Origin of the sequence: Bradyrhizobium genomosp. III, assembly GCF_000261705.1 — a bacterium.
Taxonomy (GTDB): domain Bacteria; phylum Pseudomonadota; class Alphaproteobacteria; order Rhizobiales; family Xanthobacteraceae; genus Bradyrhizobium; species Bradyrhizobium ottawaense.
In genome coordinates, this window is record NZ_AJQF01000321.1 from 1 (window position 1) to 11,793 (window position 11,793).

8 protein-coding genes are annotated in these 11,793 nt (G+C 65.2%); 4 read left to right on the forward strand and 4 right to left on the reverse strand.

Features of this window, described 5'->3' with window-relative positions:
- The 3 genes from IC66_RS0126120 to IC66_RS0126130 all read right to left on the reverse strand — a co-directional run.
- A partial coding sequence (locus IC66_RS0126120) for an epoxide hydrolase family protein (protein WP_038949640.1) occupies positions 1-605 on the reverse strand: 605 nt, incomplete at its 3' end.
- Between the two features lie 244 nt (positions 606-849).
- Positions 850-1,539: a VOC family protein gene (locus IC66_RS0126125; protein WP_038949641.1), complete on the reverse strand. Its 690-nt coding sequence runs from the start codon at positions 1,537-1,539 to the stop codon at positions 850-852.
- A 145-nt stretch (positions 1,540-1,684) separates the two neighbouring features.
- The gene (locus IC66_RS0126130) at positions 1,685-2,356 is read right to left on the reverse strand and encodes a sensor histidine kinase (RefSeq protein ID WP_028143739.1); all 672 of its coding nucleotides are present in this window, start codon (positions 2,354-2,356) and stop codon (positions 1,685-1,687) included.
- A gap of 327 nt (positions 2,357-2,683) precedes the next feature.
- Here IC66_RS0126130 and IC66_RS0126140 point away from each other — a divergent pair, with 327 nt between their 5' ends.
- The 3 genes from IC66_RS0126140 to IC66_RS0126150 all read left to right on the forward strand — a co-directional run bounded on the left by IC66_RS0126140 (position 2,684) and on the right by IC66_RS0126150 (position 7,515).
- A complete protein-coding gene (locus tag IC66_RS0126140) occupies positions 2,684-5,542 on the forward strand; it encodes an ATP-binding protein (RefSeq protein ID WP_038949642.1) in 2,859 nt (952 codons plus the stop codon).
- Between the two features lie 118 nt (positions 5,543-5,660).
- Entirely contained in the window at positions 5,661-6,368 is a 708-nt protein-coding gene (locus tag IC66_RS0126145; protein ID WP_038949643.1) for a hypothetical protein, read from the forward strand.
- Positions 6,369-6,558: 190 nt separating this feature from the next.
- Complete coding sequence (locus IC66_RS0126150; protein WP_038949644.1) at positions 6,559-7,515, forward strand: alpha/beta fold hydrolase; 957 nt, start codon at positions 6,559-6,561, stop codon at positions 7,513-7,515.
- A gap of 52 nt (positions 7,516-7,567) precedes the next feature.
- Here IC66_RS0126150 and IC66_RS0126155 read toward each other — a convergent pair whose 3' ends face one another.
- Positions 7,568-10,450 carry an ATP-binding protein gene (locus IC66_RS0126155; RefSeq protein ID WP_038949645.1) on the reverse strand — a complete coding sequence of 961 codons (2,883 nt, stop codon included), beginning with the start codon at positions 10,448-10,450 and terminating at the stop codon, positions 7,568-7,570.
- A 355-nt stretch (positions 10,451-10,805) separates the two neighbouring features.
- On the opposite strand from IC66_RS0126155, the gene IC66_RS0126160 reads away from it, so the two are divergent.
- Complete coding sequence (locus IC66_RS0126160; protein ID WP_038949646.1) at positions 10,806-11,792, forward strand: helix-turn-helix domain-containing protein; 987 nt, start codon at positions 10,806-10,808, stop codon at positions 11,790-11,792.
- Position 11,793 lies beyond the last annotated feature (1 nt).

Sequence of the window (11,793 nt, forward strand, 5' to 3'; positions counted from 1 at the left end):
GCCCGCGCGATGCGCTGGGGATCCCAGCCGAGAACCGCCGGCTTGCCCGAGAAGCCGTGGCCGGGGAGCGAGGGAATCACAAGGTCGAACGCGTCCGCGGCCTTGGCACCGTGTGCGGTCGGATCGGTGAGCGGACCGACGATCTTCATCTGCTCGATGATCGAGCCGGGCCAGCCATGCGTGACGATCATCGGCAGTGCATTCTCGTGCCGCGAGCGGACGTGAATGAAGTGAATGTCGACGCCGTCGATTTCGGTGACGAATTGCGGCAAGGCGTTCAACCGCGCTTCCAGCTTGCGCCAGTCGTAGTCGCTCTGCCAGTAGCGCACGAGCTGTTGCACCGTCGTCACCTGCACGCCCTGCGACTGATCATTGACGATCTCGCGATCCGGCCAGCGCGTGGCAGCCAGGCGCCGGCGCAGGTCGAGCAGATCCTGCTCGGGCACGTTGATCTGGAAGGGGAGGATGGCGCCGCCTGCGGCGGCCCTGGCCGGATGCAGCGGCAACAGGCTCGATACGCTGGCGGCAACCGCGGTCATCGCGGCCTGGCTCAGCAATTGACGGCGATCGGGATTGAGGCTCTCGGTTCGTGCTTGCGCGGTCATGTTGGATCTCCCTTGCCTTGGTCGGTGACGCTGACCGAGTTCGAAATCAACGCGTCGGTTGGTGTGCAGAGAGATTGGCGCGGGCCCCGGAAATTTGCTCGTTATGGATTGTTAGCCTGCGTTAGCCGTTGCGAGTCCGCGCACCGCAAGAGGACGATGACATGCGCGCGATGCGACACGGCGCGCGATGACCATGTCATCGCGCGCCGTGTCGGCTAAAGTCGGAGATGCCTTTCGCGGCAGCTCAAGTCGGCAACGGCTGGCCGGCCTGCTCGCGGGCGATGTAGTCGGCGTACCATTCCGCCCAGTTCTCGTCGTGCCCGCCGGTCCGCGCCTCATGCTCGCCATGCGCCAGCGCCGCGCGACGCAGCGCTGCGGCCAGATCGGTCGCTGAGGCGAATGCCGTACCGTCGCCTGCGATGCGTCCGGGCAATCGTGTCGTGACTTCCTGGAACAGCCAGCCATTGCCGTCGGGATCGCTGAACGCGGCGAATGAAGCATAGCTGCCGCGCTTCGGGTCAGCACCACTGACTCGAACGCTGCCGAACAGATAGGGCTCGTCAGGCCCGGCATGAACGTCGCCGGCACCGTGGAACGGCGCGCTGACTTCGACGCCGCGGTCGAGCAGATCCTGTCGTGCCGCCTCGAGATCGGAGACGACCAGATACAGGCCGCGCGCCGAGCCGGGCGCTGCCGCCGTGACGTTCCTGCCGAAGATCACCGAACAGGCCGAGCCCGGCGGCGTGAACTGGATCACGCGCCAGTCGTCGCCTGACGTGAAATCGGCATCCAGTCGCCAGCCGAGTCGCGCATAGAACGCCTTGGCGCGGTCGACATCGGACACCGGGATCACGAGGACCTCGAGCTTCATATCGACGCCGCGAGATGTCGAGGGCTTGGTTTCAGCTTCGCGATTGATCTCGATCACAGCCATGTCCAACTCCTTGTTTCAAGCCGCGGGCCCGGAATCGACACCCGCTCTGAACGTCAGGACTGTCGCGCAAACAACAGACCTTTGCCCGTTATGGAGTGTTAGGGTCCGCTAGCCGTTGTGAGGCAGGGGGAAGCTTCCCCCGCGGTCACGCCGCAGCAATCGGCATCACGATCGTGACCCGGGTGCCGCCCTCCCCCGCCTCGCCCTGCAGCCGCGCATGGATGCTGCGTGCGAGCCCTTCGAGAATCCGGCTACCGGTGCCCTGGAGCGGACCGGTCGCGCCGATGCCGTTGTCGGCCACCGTGCAGAGCCAGGCGCCGCCGCGTCGGGCCAGGCCGATGCGGATCAACGCACCATTCTTGCTCGGGAAAGCATGCTTTGCCGCATTCGTGACCAGCTCCGTCAGCATCAGCGCGAGCCGATGACGCTGCGCCGCCGGCAATGAGCCGCTTTCGATCGCAGCCTCGCAGCGGATACCTGCCGGTTCCAGCACAGCCTCGGAGATCGCCTCGCACAGGCTTTCGAAGAAGGCCGCTGTGGAGACGACCGGCAGATCGTCATGATCAGACAAGAGTTGATAGAGCCTGCCGAAGGCGACGATGCGCCGCTCGAGCCGGTCCACCGCCAGCGACATATCGCCCCTGCCCGCGCGCGTGAAATCGCGACGGACTGACGCACCCAGCAGCGTCAGCGTGTTCTTCATGCGATGGTGGGATTCCCGCAGCACGAGCTCCCAATCACGCGACTGATCATCGAGACCAGGTACAAATTGAGATCGAACGACGTGGTCGTTCGGCCGAGCGCCGATCGCGGACATCATAGCCTCCCGTTGAAAATTGCGTCTAACTCGAAGGCCATACTGGATGCTGTTTGCGCCCGTTGCTCGTTAGACGTTGCAAGATTCTGTTATGATCACCGTCGCGACGACCGAGATCCAGATCCGCCATCGCGGTCCAGCGCATTGCCGGATTGTCCCGATCGCTCGCTAGACCATTCGCGTTTAAGTTAGATTTGCGACGCTCCTCGCGCATCGGCCGATTGCGATGATCGCCACGCGATTTCGCCACTTTCGGCCAGTTTACTGGACGTCTCGTTCTGTTAGACCAAGACTGCACTTTAGCATTTTCACTGGAATTATTGGCCCGTGCCGGACACTAACGAGCAAGATTCGGTCATTGCCTTCGGACCATTCCGCTTGTTCGCGAAGTCGCGGCTGCTCGAGAAGGACGGCGTCCCGCTTCACCTCGGCGGCCGTGCGCTCGACATCCTCATTTTTCTCGCCGAGCGTGCGGGTGAGGTCGTTGACAAGCGGGAGCTGATCAAGCGCATCTGGGCCGACGTGAATGTCGACGAAGGCAGCCTGCGTTTCCACATCACGACGTTGCGCAAGGCTTTGAACGACAAGGCCTTGAACGATGCCGGCGAAGGCTCCCGCTACGTGATCAACGTCCCCGGACGCGGCTATTGCTTCGCGGCCCCGCTGCTCCGGGCTGCGCCTTCGGAGAGCCGGACCAGCCCGCCCGACGCTTCGCTCCGCTCGCTGCCCGCGCCGCTCGCGAAGATGATCGGGCGGGACGATGCGGTCGAGAAGATCTCGGCCGAGCTTGCCCAGCATCGCTTCGTCACAATCGTCGGCCCGGGCGGGATCGGCAAGACGTCGGTGGCACTTGCCGTCGCGCATCGCGAGCTTGCCGGCTTCGATGACCAGGTGTGTTTCGTCGATTTCGGCGCGTTGACGGATGTCCGGCTGGTTCCCGGCACGATTGCGGCCGCACTGGGCCTGACCGTCAACGCCGACGATCCCGTGCCGAGCCTGCTGACGGTCCTGCGCAGCCGGCGCATGCTGCTGGTGTTCGACAGTTGCGAGCATATCCTCGATGAGCTCGCCCCTCTGGCCGAGCGCATGGTCCGCGAGGCGCCGAAGCTGCATATTCTGGCCACCAGCCGCGAATCCTTTCGCACCGAAGGTGAGCGCGTCCACCGGCTGTTTCCGCTGGATTGCCCGCCGCAGCGCGAAGGCCTCGGCATCGCCGACATCCTTGCCTATCCCGCAAGCCAGCTCTTCGTGGAACGCATTGCCGAGAGCCTGAGCGAATTCGAGCTCACCGAGGAGGATGCGTCGCTCGTTGCCGAGATCTGCCGGCGGCTGGACGGCATTGCCCTGGCAATCGAGCTCGCGGCCGGACGCGTCAACGCCTATGGCATTGCCGGGACCGCATCGCTGCTGGACAGCCGCTTCTCGCTGCTGTGGCGGGGACGGCGCACCGCGATTCCGCGGCACCAGACCCTGAGCGCAGCGCTTGCCTGGAGCTACGATTTGCTGCCGCCGGCCGAGAGCGCGACCCTGCGCGGCTTGTCGGTGTTCGTCGGGCCGTTCACGCTGGAAGCCGCGCTTGCGGTCGCATCCTGCCAGGGCATCAGCGAGGGCGAAGGTGTGGAAGCCATTTCGAACCTGCTCTCCAAATCCCTGATCGCGACCTCGCCGGCGGAGCGGCGGTTGCGCTATCGCCTGCTCGACACCACCCGGGCCTTCATGGCGGACAAGCTCGTCGAGAATGGCGAAGCGGACCGCGTCGCGCGCGCCCACGCCGAATATTTCCGCGACTTCCTGCGCGACATTGCGCTGAAATCCACGGGCATGCAGAGCGCGGGCGGCTTCCTTCCCTATGCCGACCATGTGCCCAATGTCCGGGCCGCGCTGACCTTCAGCTTTTCGGACGGCGGCGACCGGACGATCGGCGTGGATCTGGCGGCCTCGGCGGCGCAGTTCTTCCTCGAACTGACATTGCTGACGGAATGCTACCGATGGACCCAGCAGGCGCTGGCGTCGCTCGACACCAGCGCGGTGGACAGCCGTCAGGAAATGACCTTGCAGGCCGCGCTCGGCGTCTCCGTGATGTTCACGCAAGGCAATACGGAAGCGGTCCGGTCGGCCTTCACGCGAAGTCTCGAGCTCGCCCGGCAGCTCGATGACCTGCACTGGCAGCTCTGGCTGCTGCGCGGATTGCACATCTACCTGACCAGGGTCGGAGATTTCCACGGCGCGCTCGGGACCGGCGAACAGGGCGAGGACGTTGCGCTCAAACTGAATGATTCCGCCGCCACGCTGAACGTGGATTGGATGCTCGGCGTCGCGCATCATCTGATCGGCAACCAGGACAAGGCGGTTCGGTTCTGCGAAAGCGCGATGGTGCACAATCCCGGCTCGCAACGGCTGAATATCGGGCATCTCGGCTATGACGACCGCATCGTCGCGCTGGTTGCGCTGGCGCGCGGGCTCTGGCTCACGGGCCGGCCCGAGCGAGCGGTCGAGGTGGCCAGATACACCGTTCGCGAGGCCGAGTTGCTCGAGCAGCCGCTCACCCTCGGCATCTCCCTGATTTGGACGATCTATGTGTTCCTCTGGGTCGGCGACTGGGCCAGTGCCGAAATCCTGATCGAGCGGCTGATCGACCATTCCGCGCGGCACTTCCTCGGCCCCTATCACGCGGTCGGCATCGGCCAGAAGGGCGAGCTGCTGCTGCGCCGGGGCGACGTCGCGGGGGGTATCGAGCACCTCCGCCGCAGTCAGGCTACGTTGTACGCCACACGGCACCGCATCATGACAACGGTGTTCGCGACGGCGCTCGCGGAGGGTCTCGCCTCCCAGAACCAGCCCGACGAGGCCTTGCAGACGATCAACGAGGCGATCGCCCAGATTCCCGATCATGGCGAATCCTTCGACATGCCAGAGATGCTCAGGATCAAGGGTGACATCCTCGCCGGGTCGGGCAACGCTGTGGAGGCCGAGAGTACCTTGCGCAGATCGCTCGATCTGTCCCGGCGTCAATCCGCGGTCGGCTGGGAGCTTCGCGGGGCGATCAGCCTCGCCCGCATCTGGGAGCAGGCCGGCAAGGCCGCTGACGTCCGCGCTTTGCTCAACCCCCTCGTTGCGCGCTACCAGGAGGGCCTCCAGACCCGCGATCTGATCGCTGCCAGGGAGCTGCTGGGCACCCTGAATTGAGAGTATCTTCAACGAGATACTGCCATGCTGCCCGCTCGCAACTCCTAACAACTTCTAACACGCCAAGCCGCATGCGCCCCGCCATGGTGGAGACACTGCACGGTGGATGTGACGGGACATGGCGCTTCTTGACGATGTAATCGATGCCAGCGGCGGAATGGCCCGCTGGAACAGCTTGAGCCGGTTCACGCTCCACCTTTCCGTTGGCGGGACGCTGTTCTCCAGTGCCGGCCATGCCCGGGAATTCAAGGATGTGACCGCTGAAGGCTCGACCCGGACGCAATCGGTGCGCTTCACCGGCATCACCGGGGGTGAGCACTCCGGCTCCTTTCAACCGGATGCGATCACGATCGAGAGCCTGGATGGTGAGGTCCTGCGGTCCTGGCGTGACCCGAGCCTTGCATTCTCCGAGGTCGATCCACCTGCGCTTGCCGATGAACTGCATCTCGTCTTCTTCTGCGGCGTCGCGATCTGGAGTTATCTGACGATTCCATTCCTGCTTGCCCACCCCGATGTCGTGATCGAGGAGCTGTCGCCCTGGCAGGAGAATGCCGAAACCTGGCGGCGGCTGCGGGCACGATTCCCGGCTCACCTGATGACGCTCGCGCCCGAGCAGATATTCTATTTCGACGAGAGCGCCCTGCAGCGGCGGACAGATCACGATCTCTTCGGGATGAAGGTCGCACATTCTTCCTGGGCTCATGACAACTTCGGCGGCATCCTGGTGCCGACACTTCGGCGCGCGCAGACATTGCGGCCCGATGGAACCGTGATTGCCAAGCCGGTGCTGATGGACGTCGAGATCTTCGACGCCGTCTTCGAATAGCGGCGACACCTGATATCGCCGCTCTCAACATCTAACATTACATAACGAGCCAACGGCCCGCCTCGAGCGCAGATTGGGTTCGCGAGCAACGCACGACGTGCTCGAACGAAACCCAGGCGACGCATCCACAAGCGTGGAATGCGTCGCAGCACTTTCCGCAAACCCTCGCGCCACGTGCAAGAGCAATGACATGAGCATTCCAGCCACACTCGCCCTCTCGGCCGCAATGGCCTGCGCCGTCGTGCAAGCCTCAGCGCAGGAATTGCGATCGAGCCGGCGCTCGATCAGCTATCACAGCGTCGATGTTCGTGACCTCAAGATATTCTACCGCGAAGCTGGGCCAGCCGACGCCCCGACCGTGCTGCTGCTGCACGGCTTTCCGTCCTCGTCGCGGATGTGGGAGCCCTTGCTGCCGCTGCTCGCCGACAAATATCACGTGATCGCACCGGACTATCCCGGCTTCGGCAACAGCAGCGCGCCGCCGCCGTCCGATTTCACCTATACGTTCGACAACATCGCCGGCGTGATGAACGAGCTTACGGTGAAGCTCGGTCTTGGCAACTACGTCCTGTTCATGCAGGACTATGGCGGCCCGGTCGGCTTCCGCATGGCGCTGGCGCATCCCGAACGTGTCCGCGGGATCATCATCCAGAATGCCGTGTCGCACGAGCAGGGCTTGAGCCCGCTCTGGGAGGCGCGTCGCAGATATTGGGCCGATCCGGCCCACGAGCTCGAGGCGCTCAAGGCCAATTTCACCTCGCTGGCGGCAACGCGCCAGCGGCATCTCGGCTCCAGCCCGCACCCCGAACGCTACGACCCCGATAGCTGGACCGACGAATACGCCTTCCTGACCCGTCCGGGACAGGCCGAGATCCAGACCACGCTGTTCCTGGATTACCGGACCAACGTCGCCTCCTATCCGGAATGGCAGGAATGGTTGCGCAAGACCCGGCCGCCAACGCTGGTGGTCTGGGGCAAATACGATCCGTCCTTCGCGGTCGCCGGCGCGTCGGCCTATCGCGACGACGTTCCGGATGCGCAGGTTCACATCCTGGAGGCGGGCCATTTCGCGCTGGATGAAGCCACCGACGAAATCGCTGCGCTCGTTCGCGGCTTCCTTGCGCGACTGGACGGGCACAAGGGCTGACAGCAACCCGCGGGGCGGATCGCTACGGAGGCGCCGCCGCTGTTCGGCTTGATCAGGGGGAAGGCGGATTCAGCATGAGCCGTGCGGCCTTGAGATCGGCGGTCTCGAACCCTTCGGAGAACCGCGTGTACGTCTTGGCGAGTTGTTCGCGCGGATCTCGTACACCCTGCCGCTCGCGTAGCCGCGCCAGCGACATCTCGGTGCGCAGCCGCCAGGACAGCGCGCCCTGTTGCTCGGCGAGCTCTGCCGACGCAACAAGGCTAGCCTCGGCCGCGTCGAGCTTTCCGCTCTGCGCCTCCAGCTCTCCGCGCAGACGGAGCAGCTCCGGCATGTCGAAGGCGCCGCCTTCCTGCTCGACGCGGTCGATGGTTTCGTGAAGGACCTGAGCGCCTTCCGCCAAGCGCCCCAACGAGACCAGCCCGGAAGACAGATCCGCGGCGAACGCCGACATATAGAGCTCGTAGCGATCCGCGTGCAGACGCGGAAGCGCGCTCCGCAACAGGTCGATGCCGCCAATGGCCTCGCCGTGGGCAATCATGGTCTGCGCCCGAAAGCCGGTCGCAACGGCTTCGTAGGGGACGAGCCCGTGCATACTCGCATGCGTCGCCAGGCGAGTGCTCATGGTCTCGACGGCGGACCAGTCGCCGACCCAACCGAACACCGAGGCGGACCAGCACAGCGCGATACAATGCATGACCACGTCGCGCGGCGCTGATGCGCCGACGAGCGGGAGGACGCATTCGAGCGCGCGATCGGGATAGCCGCGCAGCCACAACACGCGCGCGAGCGGAATTTGCGGCGTACGCGAATAGGCGAAATGTCCCGGTTGCGTGCCCCGCAGCGCGGCGTCGTCGCGCATGCCCTCGTCGAGATGAGCTTGCGCCTCGGCCTGGTCGCCGGCGAGGTGATAGGACACGCCGAGAAGCGCCTTGCTGCCCGCAATGCCCGCGGTATCGCCGATCAGGCGCGCGATCCGCTCGGCGTGACGCGCTGTCGGCACCAGCTGCCGGTAGCCGCCGGTCCGGCGGTAGAACATGTTCAGTCGCGACAGCAGCCTGAACGTGTTGGCATGGTCGCCGAGCGCTTGCGCGATCTCCAGCCCGCGCCTGAGCGCCGCTTCCGCCTGCTCGCTGTTGCGCTCGGTGAACATGAAGGCGTGGCCGAGCGTCGACTGGAGCTCGAGCTCCCATCGGCCGCCACGATCGGCGTCGTCGAGCATCGCGAGTGCGCGATCGGACCAGATGCGCGCCTCGTTCAGCAAATTGAGCTCGACGAACAGCCCCGTGCAACTGCCGGCAAGCGGCACGCGCAAATCGGCGCCGTCATCATGGGCGTAGCTCCAGGCCAGCGCCGCGCGGGAATCGGCGAGCAGACCCGCGCGCTCCTGCGAGCGGGACACCTGGCCGCCGCCGCCCTGCGCCGTCAGGCCGGCTTCGAGCGTGCGTTGAACGTAACAGGCGTGACGGCGCGCGATAGTGTTGGCCTCACCGCCATCCGCCAGCTTCTGCATGGCATAGGCACGCGTGGCATCCAGCAGGCGATAGCGCCGCGATGCGCCGTCCGGCTGCGAGGACACCAGCGACTTGGCCACGAGCTGCTCCAGCGCCTCGATGACGCGATCCTCCGGCGTTGCCTCCTTGGCCGCCACCGCTATGGCGCCCTTCAGGGTGAAGTGACCTGCGAAGACGGCGAGCCGCAGAAACACGATGCGCTCGTTCTCGCCGATCAGGCCGAAACTCCAGTCGAGCGTGGCACCGAGCGTCTGCTGCCGCGGCGGCGCCGTTCGCCGCCCGCGCCATTCGAGCTGCAGACGGCTGTCGAGCAGCGCCGCCATCTCGCGCAGCCCGTAGAGACCGACGCGCGCGGCGGCAAGTTCGATCGCGAGCGCGATGCCATCGAGCTTGCCGCAGATCTGCACCAGGATTTCCGCATCCTCGTCGGTGAGATCGTCGCGATGCCCCGCCGCACTGGCGCGGTCGACGAACAGGCGCGCCGCCGGATAATTCAGCACCTCGCCGGCGCTGAGGCGTGTGCCTTGCGGCGGGCCGGGCAGCGGAGCAAGCTCGAAAACCTGCTCGCCCGCCACCGACAGCTGCTCGCGGCTGGTGGCGAGGATGGCGACGCCGGGCGCCTCGCGGTGGATGTCTTCCGCGAGACGTGCGACCGCGTCGATGACGTGCTCACAGCTGTCGAGAACGAGAAGCAGCCGCCGCCCGCGCAGGAAATTGACGATGCTGCCACTCGGATCGTTGTGATGCACGACGAGGCCAAGCGCGGCGGCAACCGTGCTCGCTACCAACGCGGCATCCTTGAGCGGACCGAATTCAAGGAAATGGACGTTGCCCTCGAACCTGTCGTACAGGTCATGCGCGAGCGCGACCGCAATGGTGGTCTTGCCGATGCCGCCTGGCCCGCGCAGCGTGATGAAACGATCGCGGAGCAAGCGCGGCGCCAATTCGGCCACGATTTCGTCCCGCCCGACCATCCGGTCCAGGCGATGCGGCAGAGACGGCGACGGCGTCACCCTTTCGGCCGGCCGCGACGTGAGCGCAGGCGGCTCAGCGCGTGGGCCACGCTGCACCGGCGCGACGAAGCAATAACCCCGGCTCGGGATGTTGGTGATGTAGCGGACACCGTCCTTGCCGTCGCCGAGCACCTTGCGCAGCTCCGCGACATGAACCCGCAAGGAGATCTCCTCGACGGAGAGTCCGGACCACGCGTAGCCGAGAATCTCGTTCTTTGGCACCACCTCGCCGGCTCGGCTGACGAGCAGGCGCAAAATATCCATCGCCCGACTGCCGAGCTTGACCGGCACGCCGTCCTTCTCCAGCAGCCGCGAGCGCAGCGAGAACGGCCCGAACGAGACGGCATCGAGATCTGGGATCGTTCCGGCGCCGCCGCTGCGGGGGCCATGTCCTGCCGTGAGGTCGGTCACATCTTGCTCATCTTGACGACTGCTTCCTCGAAACGCGCGGGGACTATACCCGGCACCGATGCGAGGTCCAGCGAAGGCCCTGCGCGGATCTCACACCGGCACGTCGATCCCCACGCGATCCTCCTTGAGGTCCCCTCAAACAGCGGCAGCCGGGCAAATCTCCGACAAATTGGACTTGATCAAACGACTGCGGCGGGCTGTCGCACCTGGTGCACGCGCACAAAATCTAACAGATCCTAATCACCACTAACGGGCGTCCTGGCCAGCTCACGCCTATCCTCCGAGTATGGAAAGCATTGGGTTTGCGCGTTTGCCGGTCGTTGCAAACCGCGGCAAAGCCAGGAGAGGACGAGCGATGTCGAACAATTTGCACGCGGCCCATGCCTGGATCGATTTTCCAGCCGGCTCGCGGGATCACGAGGTTCTTCGCCCGACGCAGGTGATCGCCCGGGAGAGCCAATGGCGTCAGATCGATCGCGCTCCGGACGCCGCGACCCAGGACATCACGATCTCGCGATGGGAGGACACGCGGAGCAGCTCGTCGCACGAGACGACGACGCCGGACGATCGCTATTTCATCGGCATCGCCCTGAAGACCACGCGCGCGAAGCTGACACGGGACCGCCAGATCATTTTCGACGGCACCATGCCTGCGGGGACGCTCTATGTCACCGCTCCGTCGAAATCTCTCGGCGTGCAGTTCCAGTCGCCATGCGCCTTCCTGCACGTCCACATCTCCACGGATCATCTTCCGGCCCATGTCGTTGCGACTGACGGGCTCAATGATCTCGTGCTGCTCCGCGATCCGCTCGCCGCCGAACTTGCCAAGGCGCTGATCGAGCAGAGTGATGCCAAAGACCGGCATTTCACGCAGTGCATCGGCCGGACCCTGGCGATGCATCTCACCCGGATGGAGTTGCCGCGCGTCAGGGTCAACGCCTTGCCGAAATGGCGGCTGCGGCGTGTCGAGCAATATATCGCCGATCATTTCCACCGCGGCATCAGCCTGTCCGAGCTCGCCAATGTCGCCGGCCTGTCCCGGATGCACTTTGCGGCACAATTCCGCGCAGCGACGGGTTACCGTCCCCGCGAATATCTGCTCAATCACCGGACCGAGCAGGCGAAGACGCTGCTTGCAACCACCGAGCGGCCATTGGCGGAGATCGCTCTTGCCGTGGGCTTCAGCACGCAGGCGCATTTCTCGACCGTGTTCAAGCGCATCAGCGGCGAGTCACCGGCACGCTGGCGCCTCGCCAGCAGGGGTGAGCGGCTCGAGGTCGAAGCGCCGCCGCGGCGCCGCCCTTCCCCGCAGATCGGTTGGATCGCCAGCGCCGCGGCGTAGT